A 21,662-nucleotide genomic window follows, 5' to 3' on the forward strand; every position below is an offset into this window, starting at 1 on the left:
ACTCAACCGTGTTTCGGCGCCGGAGCGTTCTGCACCAGATCCCGCGCCCAGTTCTGCGTCCACACCGTCGCCGGCTGACCGTCGACGTTCCAGAACTGCGGCGTGTTGTACAGCGCGTGTACCGGCGCGGCGGCGCCACCGGACAGCGTCGCGAGCGTCTGGGGCAGGTTCGCGATCGAGAACGCACCCTCCGGAGCGGAGCAGATCAGGTCGCCGGTCCCGCAGATCTGATTGACGCGGTCGTTCAGCTCGCCGAACCCGCCCGGTCGCGGGCCGGTCATGTCGAGGCCGAGCTGCTTGAGCATCGGCACCTCGTGCAGCGTGATCTCGGCACCCTGCCCCGGCGGGTTGGGTCCGACGTCGACACCGACGCCCTCCTGACGGCGACCGTCGGCGATCAGCGTCACCCCGAGGACCAGATCCTGGTCGATGGGCCCACGGCCGTTGCCGATGTCGCTGGCGATGTCGCCGGCGATGATCGCGCCCTGCGAGAAGCCGACGAACACGAAGCTGGTCAGCGGGCAGGCCTCGTTCACGCGCTTGATCTCGTCGAGCGTCACCCTGGTGCCCTCGGCCCGGCTGTCGTTGTACGACATCTGCTTGTCCGCAGAGAACGGATTGTGGAACTGAGCGGTGTAGGGGACGGTGTACACCCCCAGCCGCTGCCCGTCGAACTCGCCGCGCAGCGGGTTGCTCACGTTGAGCAGCAGCGCGATCGGGAACTGCGTCGGGTTGAGCGGATCCATCTGAGGGGACGACTCCCAGGTCCCGGGGATCGAGATCATCTGGACGTCGGGGCAGCTCGCATCCTGGAACTCGGGCCGCGGCTTGCCCGTGCTGGGTGCCGTCCCCGTCGGAGGTGCCGCGCTCGGCGGGACCGCGCTCGGTGGGGTCTCGGGCTGCCGCAGCCAGACGACGACGGCCGCGACGACGACGGCGACCAGTACGGCGACGGCGCCGGCTGCCGCGAGGGCGAGGATGCGGTGGCGTTTGCGCCCGCGGGTGGTGGCCATGTCTTTACGTGGTCTCCTGCTAGCAGAGTCGATCGGTGGCGATGCGAATGTAGTCGGCGGTCACCGAGTCGACCTGACCGGCAGGCAGCGGTTCGGAGCCCGGGGTCGAATCACGCACGTCGTCGCGGACCATCGGCACGACGAAGTCCCACACGGCCTGATCGGACTGGTGCGCCGCGTGCGCCTGACAGACGTAGGACCCGATGCTGAGCGCGGTCAGTTCGCTCGAGGGGTCGACGCCGCCCCGGGTCAGGGCATCGAGGTAGGCGCGCTGCTTGGGCGTCACCTGGATGGCTCCGGCGACGCCGCCGGTTTGCCCCGGCGGCATCTGGGAGATCGCCTGGGCGTCCGAACCGGGGCCCGCGGTGGCCGACGTGGGAAGACCCATCGTGGCGATCACGTCCTCGCCGCTCATCCCGCAGGCGCTCACCGAGAGCGCGGCGAACGCGACCACGAGCGACATCGGCAGCGCCGCACCGGTCGAGCGCAGCCGCGAGCAACGGTGCAGTTCGCACCACCGTCTGCTCGCGCCCGCCGTCGGGGCACCCTCGTCACGCACGACGTCCAACGTACCGGCTGTCCACACGGGCCCCGGAGAACGCTTTGCCAGGGCGCCGGCCGGGCTACTTGATCGTGGCGACCAGTTCTCCGGCCATCGCCGCCAACTGCGGCGCCCAGGTACCCCAGTCGTGCTGACCGCCGGGCGGGAAGTCGAAGTGCGCGTTGTGCCCGCCCGCGGTGCGGTAGCTCTGGTAGAAGAACCGGTTGGTGCCCTGGGCCTGGTCGCAGAAGCCGATCATCGCGGCCGGGTCGCTACAGGTCGTCGTCGCGGGGCTGAAGATCCAGAGCCGAGTGTTGCTGTTGGCCAACAGCTGCGCGTGCACGTTGGGCGAATGCCACTTCCAGCGTCCGAGCTGCGGCAGCCCCCACATGTTGCGGATGTCGACGCCGCCGTACTGCGCCAGCCCCGCGGTGATCGCACCGTCGTAGCCGGTGCGCTCCGGGCTCAGGAAGCCCGACAGCGAGCCCGCGAAGCGGTACCGGTCCGGGTGGAACGTCGCCATCGCCACGGCACCGAATCCGCCTTGGGCGGCGCCCACGATCCCGTGACCGCCGGGGGCCAGACCCTTGTTCGCGGCCAGCCAGTCGGGTAGCTCGCTCGACAGGAAGGTCTCCCACTGCCTGCTGCCGTCCTGCTCCCAGTTGGTGTACATGCTCCAGGCGCCACCCGCGGGGGCGACCACGGAGATGCCGGTGCCCGCCAGCGTGTTCATCGCGTTGCCCGCGGTGACCCAGTTGCTCACGTCGGGAGCGGCGTTGAACGCGTCGAGCAGCACGACCGCGTGCGGCCCACCACCCTGGAACGCCACCGGGATGTCGCGGCCCATCGCGGCCGACGGCACCATCAGCATCTCGGGGCCCGCGGCGCCGGCGCTCTGCGGGGTTGCGAGCACCAGACCCGTCAGGAGGGCCAGCGCACACACCGTGCGGGACAGGACCGAACGCATCGTCATCGCAACCTCGTCTTCACTCGTCGTCTCGGCCGTCGCTTTTCAACGAACTCGTTGCTTTGCCGAATCCCCCGCCCGTACCGCGTTGTAGTGAATCACATCACGACACGAGCCGGGCTCGAAAGGGCCGGTGGGAGGCCGCTGCCCGAGCGGGCGGTCGATCACGGGCCGGTCGGCGGCATCCCCGTGTAGGGCGGCGTCTTCGGCGGCGGCACCGGCAGCCCGCAGCGCGCCAACTCGTACAGCGGCACCCGGTTGATCCGGTAGGAGTTGAACTCGAACGAGTGCACCAGGTTGGACAGGAAGCGACGGGGTCCCATCGGCCCCCGCACCGACGTCAGCAGCGCCTCGGTGTCCGGGCACTTCAGGGCGGCCTCGGCCTGGGCGATCCAGTCCTCGTCGATGTAGGACGGGACGTACGGACGCTCCGTCAGGAACGGACCCTCGGCCACCGCCCAGTCCGGGAACAGGTTCTTGTCGTGCCCGATGCGGCCGTCCCCGAGGCGCTCGGTGTGGGCCGCCAGGGGGTTCGCCAAACCGATCTGGTCGATCACGCGCACGTCGAGGCCGACGTTCATGCCCAGCATGCCCAGGTTGGTGAAGAACACGGTGTGCGGACCGCGATAGCCGGGCGGCCGGGGCGGTGGCGGGGGCTTGGCGGGGACCACGTCCCACTGGTCGTAGTTGCCGGACGGCAGCAGCAGCGCGCCATCCGGCGTGTCGTCGATCGCGGTCAGCACCGCCCGCATGCGGGGGTAGTCGAGGTAGTCGGCGGCGGTCAGCGGGTGCGCGTGGCCCGTGGCCTGGGCGTAGAAGCGGCGCTCGTCGACGATGCCGGTGTAGGTCACCCGGGTGGCGTCCGCGCCCATCCCAGGAGAGTTCGCCGCCCACGCCGCCCAACCCACGATCGCCAACCACATCGCGGTCGTCGACCCGGCGAGCAGGAACCCGCCCACGCGGGTGAACCGGGTGCCGTCGGGCAGGACCACGGGGATCACCGCGATCGGCACCAGCACGCAGAACAGCGGGGTCAGCAGGACGCGGCCGTGCATGAAGTCGCCACCCTGCCGGACCCAGTACACCGCCTGCAGGACGCCGCTGAGGACCATGAACGCCACCACTGCGGGCGGGCTCTGCACGGTGCGGGCCAACCGGCTGACGCCGCGCGGCGGCTGGTGGGTGCTCCACCACGGCATGGTCCGCGTCGCGAACATCACCAGACCCACGGCGCCGAGCAGCATGAGCGGGATCCACAGCAGGTAGGGCTGGTTGAAGTTGCCCAGGTAGGTGAACCCCTGGTCCCACTTGGCGCCGGTCGCGTCCTTCGCGATCGCCGTACCGGGGACCAGCAGGCCGTAGTACCCCATCCGGAAGATCTGGTAGGCGATGGGCAGCAGGCCACCGGCGACGAGGATCAGGATGCGCCGTGGCCAGTTGGGCGACGCGAGCAGCAGCATCACCAGGGCGGCGCCGCCGACGAGCGCCAGCTCGGGACGCACCAGCACGCTCAGGCCGGCGACGAAGGCGAGCGCCGCCTCGAACGGCCGGCCCGCGGTGTGCGCCTGGTCGCCGGGGCCCGGCTGCGCGCGCAACGCCTGCGACCAGCAGACCATCATCCACCAGAGCAGGCCGAGATAGGCCAGGACGAGCCCGTTCTCGAGCCCGGAGGTGGCGAAGTCGCGGGCGGGCGGGATGGCCGCGTACACCAGCACTCCGGCGGGCAGCAGCAGCGCGCGCCTGCCCCGCAGCCCCGGGGCGTAGAGCCGACCGGTGCCCAGCATCGCGAACACCACGCCGGCGATGCTCAGGGTCAGCGCCAGCGCCAGCGCCACGTACTCGAGTTGCACCGAACCGCCCACCCAGGCGAAGAACGTCACCAGGTAGCTCCACGCGGTCGACGTGTTGGCCTCGACCCGCTCGCCGGCGTTGAACACCGGGCCGTTGCCCGCCAGCAGGTTCCGCACCGTGCGCAGCACGATCAGACCGTCGTCGGCGATCCACCTGCGCTGCCAGGCGCCCCAGCCGAAGAGCGCGGCGACCGCGACGACGCCGATCCACAGGCTGAACCGCACGCTCGCGGTGAACGGGAACGAGGGGCCACGCAGCAGGCGGCCCGCCGCCTGCGTCGCTCGCCCGTCAGCTGAAGACGACTGCGGCACCGATGGTTCCGATCCACGCCAAGGCCAGGAACTGGAGCACCCGGTCGCCGAACGCGATCTCCTCGGGCTCGCCGGCCAGCCCGCCGTCGACGTCGACGGCGTAGCGCAGGATCGCGATGGTGAACGGGATCATCGACACGGCGAACCACGACCCGCCCGCCGGCCCGTCCCGGTAGAACGCCCACAGCCCGTAGCAGACCACGACGGCGGTGGCCGAGAGCGTCCACACGAACCGCAGGTAGGTACTGGTGTAGCGCTCCAACGACTTCCGAATCTTCGCGCCGGTCCGCTCGGCGAGCTGCAGCTCCGCGTAGCGCTTGCCCGCGGCCATGAACAGCGAGCCGAACGCCATCATCAGCAGGAACCACTGCGACAGCGGGATGTCGGCGGCCACGCCGCCCGCGATGGCACGGATCAGGAAGCCCGACGACACGATGCAGATGTCCAGCACCGCTTGGTGTTTGAGACCGAAGCAGTACGCCAGCTGGATCACGATGTAGATCGCCATGACGATCGCCAGGTTCGGCGTCGAGAGGAACGAGACGCCCAGCGACGCGGCGGCCAGCACGACGGCCAGGCCGTAGGCGAGGTTGACCGGCACCACGCCGGCCGCGATCGGACGGAACCGCTTCGTGGGGTGCTCGCGGTCGGCCTCCACGTCGCGCGCGTCGTTGATCAGGTAGATCGACGACGCCGCGAGACTGAACGCGACGAACGCAATGCCGACGTTGAGGAGGACCTTCGGATAGTCGAGTTGGGAGTCCACGCCGATCGCGGCCAACGGCGCCGCGAGCACCAGGAGGTTCTTCACCCACTGTCGGGGACGGATCGCCTTGACGATGCCGCCGGCGAGGGTCTTGGGCGGGCCCGAGACCTCCTGCGCTTCCTCGCTCACCTAGCCGTCTCCTTCGACGCCACGAACTTCACCGCAGGGGGAACCTCGACGCGGTCGGCGAGGGCGCCGACGGCGTTCGCCACCGCCGCGCCGACGACCACACCGGTGAGGACGTCGGTCGGGTAGTGCACGCCGAGGACCAACCGCGACAGCGCCATCGGAGGCACCAGCAGCCACGGCAGCGGCAGTCCGGTGACCCGGCCGAGCAGGATGGCCGCCGCCGCCGTCGACGTGGCGTGTGCGGACGGGAAGCTCAGGCTGCTGGGCGTGCCGACGTTGACCGACACGTCGGGATGGTTGGGCCGGGTGCGCCGGACGATCCGCTTGATCACCACGGCCGCGGCGTGCGCGACGAAGGCGCCCGCGCCCGCGGTCAACCACTCCCGCCGCCGGCTCGGCTGGGCCAGCGCTCCGACGACCGCCACCCCGACCCATCCGGCGCTGTGCTCACCGAAGTGCGACAGCCCACGCGCGCCGGGCAGGACGCCGGGACGCCCCGCGATGGCGTGCTGGACCGCGACGAGGACGGCGTCCTCACCGTGCGGCGCCCGGTAGGCGTCGACGCTCATCGGGCGGTGGTTCTCTCCGCGGCAGGCAGCAGAACCTCTTCCCACTTCTGCGTGCTCGACAGCACCGGCAGCGCCTCGCGGTACACCCGGCGCATCCGGTTGAACCTGCGGGCCAGCGCGGCCTGCCGCTTCGCCGACTCGCGCAGCAGCTCGAACATCTTCTCGCGGTCCCGCTGGCGGTACACGACGCCGCGGCCGTCGGCCGTGGTGACGGTGACGCCGTCGACCTTCGACAGCGAGAACCATCGCGCGTCCTGCGTGGCGACGTTGATCTGCGGCCGCTCGTGGTGCTGCGGATCGTGCGCCGTGAGCTGGTGTGCGACGCCGCGCGCCAGGCGCAGCGAGATGGCCACCGGGCCGACGGGGATCTTGATCTTCTTGCGCCACCGCTTGTCCGACGGCGTGGGCAGCGTCGTCGCGCTCGGCAGCACCACCGCGTCGGGGTACTCCTGACGCATCGCGCGGATGTCGGGGAGCGCGGACTCCAGGATCGAGAAGATGTGTTCGGGGCCGGCCAGGAAGTCGTCCATGGCCTTGTTCTGGATGGCCACCGTCGAATACTCAAGGCAGAGAAGGTGTTTGATCGTCGCCTTCATGTGGCTCGCGATGAGGCCGGAGATGCTGCCGTCCCAGTGCATGGCGGCGACGACCAGACGGTTGCGCAGGTGGAAGTAGGCCTGCCAGTCGATGGCGTCGTCCTTATCGCTCCACGCCATGTGCCAGATCGCCGCGCCGGGCAACGTGACGGTCGGGTAGCCGTGTTCGCTTGCGCGCAAGCCGTATTCGCAGTCGTCCCACTTGATGAACAGCGGCAGCGGCTGTCCGAGTTCCTCGGCGACGCTGCGGGGGATCATACACATCCACCAGCCGTTGAAGTCGGCGTCGACGCGGCGGTGCAGCAGCTTGCTGCGGTATTCCTCTTCGTCGTTGAGCGGATACTTGGCGAAGTTGTGGTCGTACTCCGTGTTGATCGCGTTGGTCCACATGAAGTTCGACTGGTCGACCATCTCGCCCATGACGTGCAGGTGCGACGGCTCCTGGAGGTTCAGCATCTGCCCGCCGACGAGCGTCGGGATCTTCGCGAACCGGTTGAACGCCAGAGCACGCAGGATGGAGTCGGGCTCGATGCGGATGTCGTCGTCCATGAACAGGATCTGTTCGCAGTCGGTGTTCTTCAGCGCCTCGTACATGACCCGGCTGTAGCCACCGGATCCGCCGAGGTTCGGTTGGTCGTGCACCGACAGCCGGTCGCCGAGCGCGGCGGCCGCCTCGTCGAAGCCGGGATGGTCCTTGGCCTTCTTGGTGCCCTGATCGGAGACGACCACCGCGGTGATGACCTCGTCGACGAGGGGGTCCGACGTGAGCGCGGCCAGTGCGTTGACGCAGTCGGCGGGCCTGTTGAACGTCGGGATGCCCACGGTGACGCTGGCCCGGCTCGGCGCCGCGACCGGCGCGTACCACCCCGCGCTGTGGACCGTCACGCTCGTGTCGGTGGTGATGTCGAACCACACCCAGCCGCCGTCCTCGAACGGGTCGAGGCCGACCTCGAACTCGACGGAGGCGGTGCCGTCGGTGCCCGCGCTGCTGGCCTCGCTGCCACCCACGGTGATGCGGGCGCCGGTCGCCTTCGAGCGGTAGACGTCGATGCGTGCGCTGCCGGTGAGTTCGACGCGCAGGACCACCGACTCGAGGGTGGACCAGCGGCGCCAGTAGCTCGCCGGGAACGCGTTGAAGTACGTCGCGAACGAGACCTCGGACTCCGCACCGATCTCGAGGGTGGTGCGGGTGGGCGCGTGCGCCCGCCGAGCGTTGGTGGTCGACTCCTCGATGTAGAGCTTGCGCACGTCGAGCGGCTCACCGGGACGCGGCAGGATCACGCGCGACAGCAGGCTGACGGCCTTGGACGGTCCGGCGCCGAGCGCGCCGGACGGGGTGTCACTCATGCTCTGCTGCTTTCTGTTCCCGTGTCGGTGAGTGGCGCGCCATCTCGCAGGTGCGGCGCCAACGTGTTGTCGTACATGTTGAGCGCGCTGGCGATCGCCATGTGCATGTCGAGGTACTGATACGTCCCGAGCCTGCCGCCGAACAGCACCTTCGCAGCGGCGGTCTCGGTCTTCGCGCGGCCCCGGTAGGACGCGAGCACCTCACGGTCGGACTCGGTGTTGATCGGGTAGTAGGGCTCGTCGGTGTCGTCGGCGAAGCGGGAGAACTCCCGCATGATGACCGTCTTGTCCGTCGGATAGGCCCGCTCCGGATGGAAGTGCCGGAACTCGTGGATGCGGGTGTAGGGCACCTCGGGGTCGTTGTAGTTCATCACCGGCGTGCCCTGGAAGTCCCCGGTCTCGAGCACCTCGAGTTCGAAGTCCAGCGTGCGCCAGCCGAGCTTGCCGTCGACGTAGTCGAAGTACCGGTCCAGCGGTCCGGTGTAGACGACCGGGGCGTCGGGGCTCTGCGCCCGCAGGTCGTCGCGGACCGCGAACCAGTCCGTGTCGAGCCGGACCTCGATCCGCTCGTCGGAGGCCATGTTCTCCAGCCAGGCCGTGTAGCCGTGGACGGGCAGGCCCTCGTAGGTGTCGTTGAAGTAGCGGTTGTCGAACGTGTAGCGCACCGGCAGGCGGGCAATGTTGGCGGCGGGCAGTTCCTTGGGGTCGGTCTGCCACTGCTTGGCGGTGTAGCCCTTGACGAACGCCTCGTACAGGGGCCGGCCGATCAGCGAGATCGCCTTCTCCTCGAGGTTCTGGGCGTCGGCGGTCGCGATCTCGGCGGCCTGCTCGGAGATGAGCGCCCTGGCCTCGTCGGGGGTGAAGTACCTGCCGAAGAACTGGGACACCAGGCCCAGACCCATCGGGAACTGGTAGGCCTGCCCGTCGTACATGGCGAACACGCGGTGCTGGTAGCCGGTGAAGTCGGTGAACTGCCGCACGTAGTCCCACACCCGCTGGTTCGAGGTGTGGAAGAGGTGGGCGCCGTAGCGGTGCACCTCTATACCCGTGGTCGGTTCGGGCTCGGAGTAGGCGTTGCCGCCGATGTGGTGGCGCCGGTCGAGGACGAGGACGCGCTTGTCCAGTTGGGTGGCCACGCGCTCGGCGATCGTCAGGCCGAAGAAGCCGGAGCCGACGACGATGAGGTCGTATTCGCCGGCGGACGAAGGCCCGGCGGCCGAGGATTCGGCGGTACCGGAGGGCTGTCCACGCAAGCGCGGCTCCACCGAGGGGACCGGGGTGATCGGGGTGGTCATCGGTGGCAAGGGTATCCGACGAGACCCGGCGTCCCCGAATTCCACCGCGCGCCGTCCCGATGCGTATCAGGTCGCAATTGGCTCACGATTGCGCAACGTACCTCCAGTCTCACTAGTCACATACGTAACATCGACCGCGTCGGGATTGGTGGTTCGCGTCAAGCGGATTCGACCTCCGCCGATGAACGAAAGACCGATTACGCAAGATTCACTTCACACAGTCGTCCCACAAGCGGCGCACTATCTCTAGGAGACTTCCGTGCCCAACCGACGTCGACGCAAGCTCTCGACAGCCATGAGCGCAGTCGCCGCCTTGGCCGTCGCAAGTCCAGTTGCCCTGGTCGCCATGTCCGATTTGTCCGCCGAGGACACCGCCGCACCCCAGCACCGTGAGTTCGTCCAGGCCGCGCTCGTCACCGACCTGCCCAACGAATTGATCGGCGCCCTGTCGCAGGGCCTGTCGCAGTTCGGCATCAACCTGCCGCCGCTGACCGGCCTCCTCGGCGGTGCCGGCGCACCGGCCGGCGCATCGTCGCTGCTGTCGCCCGGCCTCGCGTCGCCGGGTCTCACCTCCCCCGGCCTGACCGCGCCGGGCCTGACCGCCCCCGGCCTGACCGCCCCCGGCCTGACCGCGCCGGGGTTGACCGCGCCGGGGTTGACGACGCCGGGCCTCACCACGCCCGGGCTGACGACGCCGGGATTGACGACGCCGGGGCTCACCACGCCCGGTCTCACGACGCCCGAACTCTCCACTCCGGGGCTCACGACGCCCGGTCTCACCACGCCGGGCCTGACCACACCGGGGCTCACGACCCCGGGCCTGACCACACCGGGCACCGCGACGGCTGGGCTGAACCCGGCGCTGACCAGCCCGGGCCTGACCCCGGTCGCCAGCGCCACCGGCCTGCCGGGCGTCAGCGAGATCCCCATCGCCGATCCGATCGGCCTGGATCCGCTGTCCGGGAGCTACCCGATCCTCGGCGATCCGTCCCTGGGCCTGCCGGCGGCAGCGCCGACGGGCGGCGGTGGCCTGGTCAGCGATCTCTCGAGCGCCGCGCAGTCGCTCGGCGCAGGACAGGCCATCGACCTGCTCAAGGGCCTGGTGATGCCCGCGATCACATCGGCGATGCAGAACGCGGCTCCCGCCGCAGCTGCCGCAGCCCCTGCCGCCGCCGCGGCGGCGGTGCCCACTCCGTAGACCCACCGCGAAACGGCACCGCAGAAGCACTCAGCTGCTCTGCGGTGTCGTTGCGCGCGGCGCCGATTTTTCCCCGCCAGGTTTAGTGTGTCGAAACACTGGTAACAGCTGCCCCATACGTAACATCGGGCCGTGCCGAGTCGCAGGTCCGTTCCCTCGCTGCTGTTCTCAGCAGTCGTGGCCACGGTCATCATGCTGCCCTGGGCCGTCGACGACTCGTCCGGTCCGATCCCGTCCCCGAACGTCGATCCGCTACTGCTCGTCGAGAAGCCGCTGGACGGCATAGGCGGCGGCGAGACCGTCCGCGACGTCCGCCAGGACACCCCCTTCTCCATGGTCGCGCTCACCGCGAGCGATCTGACCGGCACGTCCGCGCGGGTGCGCGCGCAACGAGCTGACGGCTCATGGGGTCCCTGGTACGAGGCCGAGACGCTCGACGGGGTCGGCGAGGGCGACTCCGGAACCCAGGGCACCGACCCGGTGTTCGTCGGCAGCACCACCCACGTGCAGATCGCGGTCACCCGCCCCGCAGGCGCTCAGCCCTCCGGCCCCGCACCGGGAGGCCCCGCCGGACCCGGCCTGGGGTACCGCCCGGTCAACGTCGAACAGCCCACCGTGCCGAGCTTCAACGCCGTCCTGATCAGCCCGCCGCAGGCGCCCGTCGACATCCAGTGGGAGCCACCCGCCGCCGCCACCGCACCCGGTCAGGCGCCCGCCATAATCGACCGCGCGAAGTGGGGCGCGGACGAAGGAATGAAGTGCGGAAACACCGTGTACGACAACGGAGTTCGCGCGGGCGTCGTGCACCACACCGCAGGCAGCAACGACTACGAGCCGCAGGACAGCGCAGGCATCGTCAAGTCGATCTACGAGTACCACACGCGGACGCTGGGCTGGTGCGACATGGCGTACAACGCCCTCGTCGACAAGTTCGGCCAGGTGTTCGAGGGACGCGCCGGAGGCATGACCCGTCCCGTCGAGGGCGCCCACACCGGTGGCTTCAACCAGAACACCTGGGGTGTGGCCATGATGGGCAACTTCGAGACGGTGCCCCCGACGCCGATCCAGCTGCGCACCACGGGTCGGCTGCTCGGCTGGCGACTCGGCCTCGACCACGTCGACCCGCTGGGCACCGTCGTCCTCACCTCCGAGGGAGGCCGGTTCACCCACTTCCCCAGGGGGGTCGCGCCGACGCTTCCCACGATCTTCACCCACCGCGACGTCGGCAACACAGAATGCCCCGGCAACGCCGCGTACGCCGAGATGAACCTGTTGCGGGACACCGCCGCCCACTTCGCAATGCCCCCGGGACCAGAGACGCTAGCCGACTCCCTGCGCGGCGGTGCGATCTTCGCCAAGTGGGCCCAGATCGGCGGCGACACCAGCCCGCTCGGCGTGCCGGTGTCCCCGGAGGCGTCGGGCGGCGACGACGCCCGCTACGTCAACTTCCAGCGCGGCGCCGTGTACTGGTCGCCCACCAGCGGCGCCGAACCGGTGACCGGCGCGATCTACGACGCGTGGGCGTCACTCGGCTTCGAGCGGGGCGCACTCGGCCTGCCCACCAGCGGAGAGATCCAGGAACCGCTGTGGATCGTGCAGAACTTCCAGCACGGCACGCTCAACTTCGACCGCGAGAAGGGCACGGTCACGAGGGTGATCGACGGCGTGCCCCTCGAACTCCCGAAGGCCGCCAACCCGGGACCGCCCGTGCAGTTGGAGCGGTTCACCCCGATCGGACTGCAGTGAGCGCCTAGAGCCACCAGCGCTCGAGCACGCGCGCGAGCCCGTCGTCGGTGTTCGGTGCGGTCACCTCGTCGGCCGCGGCCATGGCCTCCGGATGGGCGTTGCCCATCGCGACGCCCAACCCCGCCCACCGCAGCATCGGGACGTCGTTGGGCATGTCGCCGAAGGTGATGACGTCCTCGGCGGTGATGCCCAGCGGGGTGGCCACCTCGTCGACCCCGGTCGCCTTGCTGATGCCCAGCGGCACCACCTCGATGAGACCGTTGTTCGTCGAGTACGTGAGGTCGCCGATCAGCCCGACGTGGGGTGCCAGCGCGGCCAGCATGTCGGCGCTGCGCGCACCCGACTTGCGGATCAGCAGCTTCACCGCGGGGGCGCCGAGCACGTCGGCCAGCGACACCTCGGTGTTGTCGGGGTTGAGCCAGGCGTGCTCGTAGCCCGGTGAGCTGACGAACTGCGGGGTGGCGGCGTCGTGCGCGCTGCGGCCCACCCGTTCCACCGCGAGGCCGGCGCCGGGGATGAGCCGGGTGGCGACCTCGGCGAGTTCGGTCAGTTGGTCCGACGACAGCGTCCGCGCCCAGATGATCCGGTCGGCCGCCGCGTCGTACAGCACGGCGCCGTTGGCGCACACGGCCATCGGCGCGATGCCGAGCGAGTCGACCACCGGCGAGATCCAGCGCGGCGGGCGGCCCGTGGCGAGGACGAACTGCGTACCCGCGTCCACGGCGGCGTGCACGGCCGCACGCGTGCGCGGGGTGACGTGCTCCTGGTCGTCGAGCAGCGTGCCGTCGACGTCGGTGGCGATCAGGGCGGGCAGCATCAGACCTGCCCCGCCTCCGGCCGCTGCGCACGACGCGCCGCCTTCTCCGCGGCCTCGTCGGCGTCCAGCTTGTTGGCCTCGGCGAGCGTCGGCGCGCCACCTCCAAGCCGGTGCGGCACCCAGAACTCGCCGGCGGGATGCGCGCCGTAGGACGTCTGCACCTGCTCGAGCAGATGCTGCATGCGGGAGTGCAGCAGCGCCGTCAACTCCGAGGGTGGCAGCGTCGGCTGGATCGGCTCGCCGACGGCGATCGTGATGGGCACCTTGGGCCGCCGCATGTTGCGGGGGTGGCCCTTGGTCCACACGCGCTGTGCGCCCCACACGACGTGCGGGATGATCGGCACGTCGGCGGCGATCGCCATCCGCGCCGCCCCCGACTTGAATTCCTTGATCTCGAAGCTGCGGCTGATCGTCGCCTCGGGGTAGACGCCGACGAACTCACCCTCCTCGAGCCGCCGGCACGCCTCCGCGAAGGACGCGGCGCCACTCTCCCGGTCGACCGGGATGTGCCGCAGGGCCCGCATGATGGGACCCGAGACCTTGCTGTCGAACACTTCCCGCTTCGCCATGAACCGCACCTTGCGGCCGCGGCCCTGCTTGAAGGCCGGGAGCCCGGCGAACGTGAAGTCGAAGTAGCTGGTGTGGTTGATCGCGATCACCGCACCACCGTTCACCGGCAGGTTCTCGACGCCGGTGACCGTGAACTTCAGGCCCTGTAGCTTCCACACCAGGCGAGCAACCTGGATCACGGTGCCGTATACGGGTTCCACGACGGCCAGCCTAGTGCGTGGCCCTCACCTGGAATGCTGCGGAGCGTGAGCTTCCCCACCGGACCGGTGCCGGTACCCGACGTCGTCGCCCGGATCGCGGACGGCAGGACGGTGCGCGCCGTCTGGGTCAACGAACTGGGTGGCACCACCTTCGCGATCGACTCCGGCGCCGAGTACGTCAAGACGGATGCCCTGTCGTCGGTCCTGGCAGCCGAGGTGCCGCGACTGCGCTGGGCCGGCTCCTTCGCCCCGGTACCGCGCGTCCTGGCGTCCGGTCCCGGCTGGTTGCACACCGCGGGACTGGCAGGCCGCTCGGCGGTCGATCGCCGCTGGACCGACGAGCCCCGTGTCGCCGCCCGTGCCATCGGTGTCGGGCTGCGGCGCCTGCACGACGCGCTGCCGGTCGCCGACTGCCCGTTCGGGCGGCCGACCTGGGTCCCCGCGGATGCCCCCGCCGCGGACCGAACGGTCGTCTGCCACGGCGACGCCTGCGCGCCGAACACGCTGCTCGCCGACGACGGCGGGTTCGCCGGCCACGTCGACCTCGGCGACCTGGGCGTCGCCGACAGGTGGGCGGACCTGGCCATCGCGACGCTCTCGCTGGGCTGGAACTTCCCCGGCGACGACGTCGCGGGCGTGTTACTCGACGCGTACGGGGTGGCGCCCGACGCCGACCGCATCGCCTACTACCGCTGGGCGTGGGACGCCTTCGATGAGGGCCTGGGCGCACCGGCGGGCTAGACTCGTGGTGCAGTCACACCCCGCATGGAAGGCGATCAGTGCAGGTCACAAGCGTCGGGCACGCCGGTTTCCGGATCGACACCGCGGCCGGGAGCATCCTCTGCGATCCGTGGGTGAACCCGGCCTACTTCGCGTCGTGGTTCCCGTTCCCGGACAACAGCCAGCTCGACTGGGACGCCCTCGGCGACGTGGACTACCTCTACGTCAGCCACCTGCACAAGGACCACTTCGACCCGGCGCACCTCGCCGCGCACGTCCGCAAGGACGCCGTCGTGCTGCTGCCCGACTACCCGGTGCCCGACCTGCGTCGCGAGTTGGAGGCGCTCGGGTTCCACGACTTCGTCGAGACCACCGACTCGGTGAAGCACCGCGTCAGTGGGCCCAAGGGCGACCTCGACGTCATGATCATCGCGCTGCGGGCGCCCGCGGACGGACCCATCGGGGACTCCGGCCTGGTGGTCTCCGACGGCGAGACCGTCGCGTTCAACATGAACGACGCCCGGCCCGTCGACCTGGACATGGTGGCCGCCGAGTTCGGCCACGTCGACGTGCACATGCTGCAGTACTCCGGTGCCATCTGGTACCCGATGGTCTACGACATGCCCGACCGTGCCAAGCAGGCGTTCGGCACGCAGAAGCGGCAACGCCAGATGGACCGGTCGCGCCAGTACATCGCCCAGGTGGGCGCGACGTGGGTGGTGCCGTCGGCGGGCCCACCGTGCTTCCTCGATGACGAGCTGCGCGACCTCAACGACGACCACGGCGACCCGGCGAACATCTTCCCCGACCAGGTCGTGTTCCTCGATCAGCTGCGCACGCACGGCCACGACCGCGGGCTGCTGATGATCCCCGGCACCACCGGCGACTTCACCGGCAGCACGCTGAACTCGCTGACCCACCCCGTGCCCGACGACGAGGCCGAGGCGATCTTCACGACCGGCAAGGCCGACTACATCGAGGCCTACGCCCAGCGGATGGCACCGACCCTGGCCGCGATCAAGGCGTCCTGGGCACCCGCCGAGGGTGAGCCGCTGATCGAGCCGCTGCGCGCCAAGTTCGAGCCGATCATGCTGCAGACCGACCAGATCTGCGACGGCATCGGGTACCCGGTGGAACTCCGCCTCGGGGCCGAGACCGTGGTGCTCGACTTCCCGAAACGCGTCGTGCGGGAACCGATCCCGGACGAGAAGTTCCGTTACGGGTTCGGCATCCCGCCGGAGCTGGTGCGCACGGTCCTCCGCGACGACGAGCCGGACTGGGTCAACACGATCTTCCTGTCGACGCGGTTCACGGCCTGGCGGGTGGGCGGCTACAACGAGTACCTGTACACGTTCTTCAAGTGCCTGACCGACGAGCGGATCGCCTACGCGGACGGCTGGTTCGCCGAGTCGCGTGACGACTCCGCGTCGATCACGCTGGACGGCTGGGAGATTCAGCGCCGCTGCCCGCACCTGAAGGCGGACCTGTCGAAGTTCGGCGTGGTCGAGGGCAGCACCCTGACGTGCAACCTGCACGGCTGGCAGTGGAACCTGACCAATGGACGCTGCCTCACCAGCAAGGGGCACGAGCTGAGGAGTTCGAAGGCGTGAGCGGGCCGGCGCCGACCTACGACGACGGGTTGATCCAGCTCGATCGGCAGGCGATCACCCTGCGCCGCTACCACTTTCCGTCCGGCACCTCCAAGGTCATCCCGCTGCGCACGGTCCGTGGCTACCGGGCGGAGCCACTGGGCTTGATGCTGAACCGCTTTCGCATCTGGGGCAGCTCGGACCTTCGGCGCTGGCTGCCGCTCGACGTGTGGCGGCCGATGAAGTCGACGCTGGTGACGCTGGACGTGCCCGGTACGCGACCCAGCCCGGCGTTCACGCCGTTGCGCGCGAAGGAGTTCACCGCGGTGCTGGATCAGCTACTGAGCTGAGGCCAGGACCGGGTACGACGGGTCGAAGCCGATCAGCGACTCCACTGCCTGCGCGACACGGAACATCATCGACTCGTCGTGGGGATGTCCGGCGATCTGTACACCCGTGGGTACCCCGACGGTCGACATCCCGCTGGGCACCGACACCACCGGACACGCGTTGGCCACGTTGAACGGCGCCGTCATGTGAGCCTCCCAGTAGTGCGTCAGATGCCGTTCGGGCGTGTCGATTCCGTCGACGTAGTCGGCGTCGGCGCGCAACGCGGGCACCGCGGAGGTGGGACAGACGAGGACGTCGAGCCCGCTCATGGCCGCGGCGAGGTCGGCGCGCATGCGGGCATCCATCGCCAGCGAGTCGATGAGCGAATTCCGCTGCGCCGCGGCGGCGGCGTCCGCGATGAACTGGCGCAGGTACGCCGCGACCCGATCCTCGCTACCCGATGTCTCGCGCGCCACCGCCGGTCCCAGGATGTGGCCGAAGTGCGTGAAGATCGTCTCCCTCATCAGCTCCGTCGTCCACGGCAGGTCCACCTCGACGACGTCGGCGCCGGCGGCTGCCAGGACGTCCGCGACGGCGCGGGTGTTGTCGGCGACGTCGGGCGCGACGGGGAAGTCGCCGAGGCGAATGGAGACGCCGATTCGCAGGCCGGCCACGCCTCCGCCGAGATCGAACGGTTGTCCGCTGGGACCCCAGGAATCGTGATCGACCGGGTGGTGACCCGACAGCACCGACGCGAGCAGTGCAACGTCGGCCACGGTGCGACCCATGGGACCGTCGCCGCGGTACCAATCCGCGGACAGCGGTGGCAGCCCGGGGATCCGCCCGAAGGGTGCCTTGTAACCGACGGTGCCGGTGAATCCCGCTGGGATGCGGGTGGATCCGGCGATGTCCGATGCGGTGGCCAGCGTCGTGAAGCCCGCTGCCAGGGCGGCTCCCGCTCCACCCGACGAGCCGCCGGGCGACATCTCCAGGTTCCACGGGTTGCGAGTGATCCCCCACATCGGCGAGTGCGTCACGGTCGCGCAACTGAACTCCGGGCTCGTGGTGCGCGCGTGGATGACGCCGCCCGCCGTGCGGACGCGCTGGACCACCGGGTGGTCCTCGGCGGCCAATTGCCCACGCCTGGCGGCCAACCCGTACTCGAGTCGGTGGCCCGCGATGCCGTGCTTCTCCTTCGTGGCGACAGTCAACCCCAGGAGTGGGGGCGGCGTCGCACCGTCGGCTGCACATCGCGCGTAGCGGTCGGCGGCGCTGCGTGCCTCCAACCGTGCGGAGTCGAACAGCGTCTCGGTCAACGCGTTGATACCGGTGGTGGTGTCGCCGTTCCGCCTCTCGATCTCCGAGATCTGCGCCTCGAGGACGTCGAGCGGGGACATCTCCAGCGCGCGGAACGCCGACAGCGCCGACGTGGCACTCGCGAACGCCAATTCGGAACTCACGATGCGTCCTCGGCGAGCGCACCGTGCACCATCTCCCACGCCACGCGGGTCAGTGCGCCCAATCCCGAGACCATGTCGTCGTCGGTGCTGAACTCGCGCTCGCAATGGCTCACCCCGTCGACCGACGGGATGAACATCATGACCGTGGGGACGATCCGGTTCATGGGAACGGAGTCGTGGCCGGCCATGGTGCGGATGGGGCGCACGCTCAATCCGAGGTCTGCGGCCACCTTCTCGACGAGTTCGACACCGGTGTGCGGGAAGCGCTGGATGTCGCGGACGTCGAAGTCCCGGACCTCGATGGCGATGTCGTGTTCCTTCGCGATCGCCGCGATGTCGGCGATCAGGCCGTCCCGCGCCGCCTGGACGATCTCCGGCGATGCGGACCGTAGGTCGGCGACCAGGTGGACGCGGCGGGCGACCACGATCGGTGAATTGGGTTCGACGGTGAATCGACCCACGGACGAGACGATCACGTCGTCGCCGGAACCGTCCTGGGCGACGAACTTCGTGGTGACGTCGTGCACCAGCAGAACGACCTTGCTGGCGGCGACCAGCGCGTCGTGTCGGTCGGCCATGGCAGTGGCGCCGGTGTGCGACTGCTCGCCGATGACCTCGACGTCGAGTTTCTGCGTGTACCAGGAGGAGTCGACCGCACCGATGTCGATGCCCTCTCGTTCGAGGATCCGGCCCTGTTCGATGTGGATCTCGGCATATCCGGCGACGGCGGGGCGCGGATCGTCCCCCCGGTAGCCGATCGCGTCGAGGGCCTCCGCCACGGAGACCCCGTCGAGGTCTCGAACCCGCAGCATCTCGTTCTCGTCCATCAGTCCGGCGAAGACCGATGAACCCATGATGGACGGGGCGAAGCGCCCACCTTCCTCGTTGAACCAGTTGACGACACCGAGGTTGAACGTTGCGCGGCCACCGGAGTCCCCGACATCCGCCGCCACCCGTTCGGCGGCGTGGAGGGCGGCGATCACGCCGTAGGCACCGTCGAAACGACCGCCCAGTGGCTGCGAATCCAGATGGGAGCCGATCAGCACGTAGGGCGCCCCCGGCACGAACTCGATGAGGGCGAACATGTTGCCGATGCCGTCCACTCGTAGTTCCCAGCCGCGGTCGGCGACGAAGCCGGCGAACCAATCGCGGCTCAGCTTGTCCTCCGCCGTCGCGGCTTGCCTGTCGACACCGTTGGCGGCGGTCGCGCCGAACGTGGCGACGTGGTGGAAGTCGGTCAGGAAGTCGTCGGCGCTCGGGGCGGCGGTGGTCATGGATCTGTCTCCTTCGTCGTCGTCGGTCAGCCGACGCGGTGGCGGGTCTCGGGGATCTTGGTCAGTACCAGGAAGAGCAGCACGACCAGTGCTGCCGCCGCCATGTAGAACCCTGGTGCGGAGTCCCGTCCGGTGCTCGACACCAGCATGGTTCCGATGAAGGGCGCCGAGCCGCCGAAGGCGGCGTAGGCGACGTTGTAACTGATCGCTGCGGAGGTGAAACGTGTTTCGGTGGTGAAGATCTCGACGAAGAACGTGTAGCAACCGCCGCCGTAGATGCACATCGGTACGACGAACAGCAGTTGTCCCGCGATGGCCAGGGCGAGCGAGCCGCTGGTCACCAGCATGAAGCACGGAATGGAGAGCACCGCGAGGGCCGCGGCTCCGGTGATCAGCATCGGACGTCTGCCGACCCGGTCCCCGATGATGCCGCCGATCGGTAGCAGAACGGCGTACAGCGCCATCGCCAGGGCATTGGCGCCCAGTGATGCCTCCCGGCTGAGGTTGCCGGTGACCTGGACGTAGGACACGAAGTATCCGGAGAGGAAGTAGAAGCCCATGGCCGTCAGCCCCATCACGCAGATGACCTGCAACATCCTGATCCTGTTCTCGCGGAACGCCTCTCGGATCGGGCTGTACTCCTTGTGTTCGTGCTTCGCGAGTACCTGCTTGAAGGCCTCGGATTCCTCGGTCTTGGACCGGATCCACAGACCGAAGAAGGCCAGCGGGAGTGCGAGCAGGAAGGGGATGCGCCATCCGTAGGAGTCGAAGGCCTCCGCGGGCATCGTCGAGGAGAGCACCAGGATCAACGATCCACCGATGACCGATGGCAGCGCCGTGGCCGCGAGGGTGACGTTGATCCAGAAGCCGCGCCGCTCGAGTGGGGCGTGCTCGAAGACGAAGGCGGGGGCGCCGACCGACTCACCTCCGGCCGAGAAGCCCTGGACGAGGCGACACAGCACCAGCAGGATCGGAGCCAGGACGCCGACACCCGCGTAGGTCGGAAGCAGTCCGATCGCCGCGGTGGCCACGCCGATCGACATCAGCGTGATGAACAGGACCTTGCGACGGCCTATGCGGTCGCCGAGTGCGCCGAAGAACATGCCGCCCAACGGTCGCACCAGGAATGCCACACCGAACGTGGCGAACGTGGCGAGCAGACCGGCAAGGGCGTTCTCGCCTGGGAAGAAGAGACGCGACAGGGTGACCGCGGACAGTCCGTAGAGCGTGAAGTCGTAGAACTCGATGAACTGACCGATGCTGCCGCCGGCCAGCACCCGCTTCTGCATGCTGGTGCTGGTGGTGGCGGTGTTTCCCGCGACGGGCGGGTCCGCGACTGCAGGACCATCCTTGGCATTCATTCTTCGAGGGTGACAGCCATCACCCGAACGAGTCCAACGAAAGAGACCGCTCACGCTGATCGCCTAAGACGATCAATGCTGTTCAGGCGGCGCTTGACCCAGCAGATCGACGCAGATCTCTTGGAACGCGAGAGACTTCCGAGTCGGTCGACCACCGCGAAGGCGCACCAGCACCAGTTCCGTGGGGGGCAGTTCGTCGGCCAGTTCGAGGGCCACCACCCTGCCGCCCGCATACGTCTCGTCCCGCGTGAGGCGCCAGTTCAGCAGCGAGTATCCATGGCCCATGCTCACGTAGGACCGCACCGTCTCGTATCCCGATACGAAGTGCCGGATGCGAGGCCGCAGCCCGAGCCGCTTGAAGATGTCGAGGTAGTACTCGCGGCTGTGCTTGAGATCCAGCAGGATGAACGGCTCCGCCTCGAAGTCCCGGAGGTGTACCGGCTCGTCCGGAATCGCCGCCCGGGGATGATCCTCCGCCACCACGAGGTGCGGCGGCACCGTCTGGAGGACCTGATAGTCGTAGTCGGTCCCGAGCCCGAGGTCGTACATCAGTGCGGTCTCGCAGGTGCCCTCGGCGAGGGCTCGGATCAGCGCCTCCTGATCGGCCTCGAAGAAGCTGAGCTTGACCGCCGGGTGCCGCTCCTTGAAGACCGTGAGGATCATCGGTGCGAGGAACGGGGCGAGCGGGGAGAAGATGCCCACCACGAGGTCGCCCGCGAGTTCCTCCCGCTCGGCACGCACGGAGTGGTGGAGCTGGTCGGCGTCCTCCAGCACCGTGCGCGACCCGACGAGCAGCCGCCGGCCGGCGTCGGTCAGGCGTAGCCCCCGATTGGACCGGCGATGGAACAGTTGGACTCCCAACTCCCGTTCGAGTTGGCCGATGGCCGCCGACAGGGTCGACTGCGTCACGTTCAGCTCGTAGGAGGCCGCACGCATGTTCTCCAACCGCGCAACAACCGTGAAGTACCTCAGCTGTACCAGCGTGAATGACTTCGCCATGGCTGAATCTCGC

General features: G+C 69.2%; 19 protein-coding genes. 5 read left to right on the plus strand and 14 right to left on the minus strand.

The genetic code is table 11. From position 1 onward, the window contains the following. Positions 1-2: 2 nt before the first annotated feature. The 8 genes from culp6 to glf form a co-directional block, all read right to left on the minus strand. Positions 3-1,013 (minus strand): carboxylesterase Culp6, encoded by a 1,011-nt coding sequence (gene culp6, locus G6N64_RS03185; RefSeq protein WP_163795569.1) that lies wholly within the window; start codon positions 1,011-1,013, stop codon positions 3-5. A 19-nt stretch (positions 1,014-1,032) separates the two neighbouring features. Next, positions 1,033-1,572 (minus strand): DUF732 domain-containing protein, encoded by a 540-nt coding sequence (locus tag G6N64_RS03190; RefSeq protein ID WP_246230909.1) that lies wholly within the window; start codon positions 1,570-1,572, stop codon positions 1,033-1,035. Positions 1,573-1,636: 64 nt separating this feature from the next. Continuing rightward, positions 1,637-2,521, minus strand: a complete 885-nt coding sequence (locus G6N64_RS03195) for an alpha/beta hydrolase-fold protein (RefSeq protein ID WP_163801404.1) — start codon at positions 2,519-2,521, stop codon at positions 1,637-1,639. A 164-nt stretch (positions 2,522-2,685) separates the two neighbouring features. Further along, positions 2,686-4,683: a terminal beta-(1->2)-arabinofuranosyltransferase gene (aftB, locus tag G6N64_RS03200; protein ID WP_281361480.1), complete on the minus strand. Its 1,998-nt coding sequence runs from the start codon at positions 4,681-4,683 to the stop codon at positions 2,686-2,688. Then, the gene (locus tag G6N64_RS03205; protein WP_163795570.1) at positions 4,661-5,578 is read right to left on the minus strand and encodes a decaprenyl-phosphate phosphoribosyltransferase; all 918 of its coding nucleotides are present in this window, start codon (positions 5,576-5,578) and stop codon (positions 4,661-4,663) included. Before G6N64_RS03205 ends, aftB begins: the two co-directional genes overlap by 23 nt. After that, positions 5,575-6,147, minus strand: a complete 573-nt coding sequence (locus G6N64_RS03210; RefSeq protein WP_163795571.1) for a phosphatase PAP2 family protein — start codon at positions 6,145-6,147, stop codon at positions 5,575-5,577. The genes G6N64_RS03205 and G6N64_RS03210 overlap by 4 nt, the downstream gene beginning before the upstream one ends. After that, positions 6,144-8,090 carry a glycosyltransferase gene (locus tag G6N64_RS03215; RefSeq protein WP_163795572.1) on the minus strand — a complete coding sequence of 649 codons (1,947 nt, stop codon included), beginning with the start codon at positions 8,088-8,090 and terminating at the stop codon, positions 6,144-6,146. The genes G6N64_RS03210 and G6N64_RS03215 overlap by 4 nt, the downstream gene beginning before the upstream one ends. After that, on the minus strand, positions 8,087-9,385 hold the full coding sequence (gene glf, locus G6N64_RS03220; protein ID WP_163795573.1) for a UDP-galactopyranose mutase: 1,299 nt from the start codon (positions 9,383-9,385) through the stop codon (positions 8,087-8,089). The genes G6N64_RS03215 and glf overlap by 4 nt, the downstream gene beginning before the upstream one ends. Before the next feature lie 259 nt (positions 9,386-9,644). Between glf and G6N64_RS03225 the strand changes: the two genes are divergently transcribed. Continuing rightward, positions 9,645-10,583: a hypothetical protein gene (locus G6N64_RS03225; RefSeq protein WP_163795574.1), complete on the plus strand. Its 939-nt coding sequence runs from the start codon at positions 9,645-9,647 to the stop codon at positions 10,581-10,583. Positions 10,584-10,775: 192 nt separating this feature from the next. Next, the gene (locus G6N64_RS03230; RefSeq protein WP_276018485.1) at positions 10,776-12,329 is read left to right on the plus strand and encodes an N-acetylmuramoyl-L-alanine amidase; all 1,554 of its coding nucleotides are present in this window, start codon (positions 10,776-10,778) and stop codon (positions 12,327-12,329) included. Between the two features lie 4 nt (positions 12,330-12,333). Here the strand turns inward: G6N64_RS03230 and G6N64_RS03235 are convergent, their stop codons facing one another. Together G6N64_RS03235 and G6N64_RS03240 are read right to left on the minus strand one after the other, a co-directional pair. Beyond that, positions 12,334-13,146, minus strand: a complete 813-nt coding sequence (locus G6N64_RS03235) for an HAD family hydrolase (protein ID WP_174266747.1) — start codon at positions 13,144-13,146, stop codon at positions 12,334-12,336. Next, on the minus strand, positions 13,146-13,916 hold the full coding sequence (locus G6N64_RS03240; RefSeq protein ID WP_163795576.1) for a lysophospholipid acyltransferase family protein: 771 nt from the start codon (positions 13,914-13,916) through the stop codon (positions 13,146-13,148). The genes G6N64_RS03235 and G6N64_RS03240 overlap by 1 nt, the downstream gene beginning before the upstream one ends. Positions 13,917-13,961: 45 nt before the next feature. Between G6N64_RS03240 and G6N64_RS03245 the strand changes: the two genes are divergently transcribed. From G6N64_RS03245 to G6N64_RS03255, 3 genes are read left to right on the plus strand one after another with little or no spacing between them, the layout of a single operon-like run. Beyond that, the gene (locus G6N64_RS03245) at positions 13,962-14,657 is read left to right on the plus strand and encodes a phosphotransferase (RefSeq protein WP_163795577.1); all 696 of its coding nucleotides are present in this window, start codon (positions 13,962-13,964) and stop codon (positions 14,655-14,657) included. 38 nt (positions 14,658-14,695) lie between these two features. Then, complete coding sequence (locus tag G6N64_RS03250) at positions 14,696-16,246, plus strand: Rieske 2Fe-2S domain-containing protein (protein WP_163795578.1); 1,551 nt, start codon at positions 14,696-14,698, stop codon at positions 16,244-16,246. Further along, positions 16,243-16,575 (plus strand): hypothetical protein, encoded by a 333-nt coding sequence (locus tag G6N64_RS03255; protein WP_163795579.1) that lies wholly within the window; start codon positions 16,243-16,245, stop codon positions 16,573-16,575. The genes G6N64_RS03250 and G6N64_RS03255 overlap by 4 nt, the downstream gene beginning before the upstream one ends. On the opposite strand, the gene G6N64_RS03260 is transcribed toward G6N64_RS03255, so the two are convergent. The 4 genes from G6N64_RS03260 to G6N64_RS03275 all read right to left on the minus strand — a co-directional run bounded on the left by G6N64_RS03260 (position 16,564) and on the right by G6N64_RS03275 (position 21,649). After that, positions 16,564-18,015 (minus strand): amidase, encoded by a 1,452-nt coding sequence (locus G6N64_RS03260; RefSeq protein ID WP_308206641.1) that lies wholly within the window; start codon positions 18,013-18,015, stop codon positions 16,564-16,566. The two genes, G6N64_RS03255 and G6N64_RS03260, sit on opposite strands and share 12 nt — an antisense overlap. Next, on the minus strand, positions 18,012-19,289 hold the full coding sequence (locus G6N64_RS03265; RefSeq protein WP_163795580.1) for a M20 family metallo-hydrolase: 1,278 nt from the start codon (positions 19,287-19,289) through the stop codon (positions 18,012-18,014). Before G6N64_RS03265 ends, G6N64_RS03260 begins: the two co-directional genes overlap by 4 nt. A gap of 26 nt (positions 19,290-19,315) precedes the next feature. Then, complete coding sequence (locus tag G6N64_RS03270) at positions 19,316-20,650, minus strand: MFS transporter (RefSeq protein WP_163795581.1); 1,335 nt, start codon at positions 20,648-20,650, stop codon at positions 19,316-19,318. 72 nt (positions 20,651-20,722) lie between these two features. Then, entirely contained in the window at positions 20,723-21,649 is a 927-nt protein-coding gene (locus G6N64_RS03275; RefSeq protein WP_163795582.1) for a LysR family transcriptional regulator, read from the minus strand. Positions 21,650-21,662 lie beyond the last annotated feature (13 nt).

Origin of the sequence: Mycolicibacterium sediminis (assembly GCF_010731735.1) — a bacterium.
Taxonomy (GTDB): Bacteria; Actinomycetota; Actinomycetes; order Mycobacteriales; family Mycobacteriaceae; genus Mycobacterium; species Mycobacterium sediminis.

Excerpts from the sequence above, each read along its gene's own strand:
- G6N64_RS03235 (WP_174266747.1), bottom strand. The coding sequence starts at position 13,146 with ATGCTGCCCGCCCTGATCGCCACCGACGTCGACGGCACGCTGCTCGAC.
- G6N64_RS03210 (WP_163795571.1), bottom strand. The coding sequence starts at position 6,147 with ATGAGCGTCGACGCCTACCGGGCGCCGCACGGTGAGGACGCCGTCCTC.
- glf (WP_163795573.1), bottom strand. The coding sequence starts at position 9,385 with ATGACCACCCCGATCACCCCGGTCCCCTCGGTGGAGCCGCGCTTGCGT.
- G6N64_RS03215 (WP_163795572.1), bottom strand. The coding sequence starts at position 8,090 with ATGAGTGACACCCCGTCCGGCGCGCTCGGCGCCGGACCGTCCAAGGCC.
- G6N64_RS03230 (WP_276018485.1), top strand. The coding sequence starts at position 10,776 with ATGCTGCCCTGGGCCGTCGACGACTCGTCCGGTCCGATCCCGTCCCCG.
- G6N64_RS03265 (WP_163795580.1), bottom strand. The coding sequence starts at position 19,289 with ATGACCACCGCCGCCCCGAGCGCCGACGACTTCCTGACCGACTTCCAC.
- culp6 (WP_163795569.1), bottom strand. The coding sequence starts at position 1,013 with ATGGCCACCACCCGCGGGCGCAAACGCCACCGCATCCTCGCCCTCGCG.
- G6N64_RS03275 (WP_163795582.1), bottom strand. The coding sequence starts at position 21,649 with ATGGCGAAGTCATTCACGCTGGTACAGCTGAGGTACTTCACGGTTGTT.
- G6N64_RS03270 (WP_163795581.1), bottom strand. The coding sequence starts at position 20,650 with ATGAATGCCAAGGATGGTCCTGCAGTCGCGGACCCGCCCGTCGCGGGA.
- G6N64_RS03195 (WP_163801404.1), bottom strand. The coding sequence starts at position 2,521 with ATGCGTTCGGTCCTGTCCCGCACGGTGTGTGCGCTGGCCCTCCTGACG.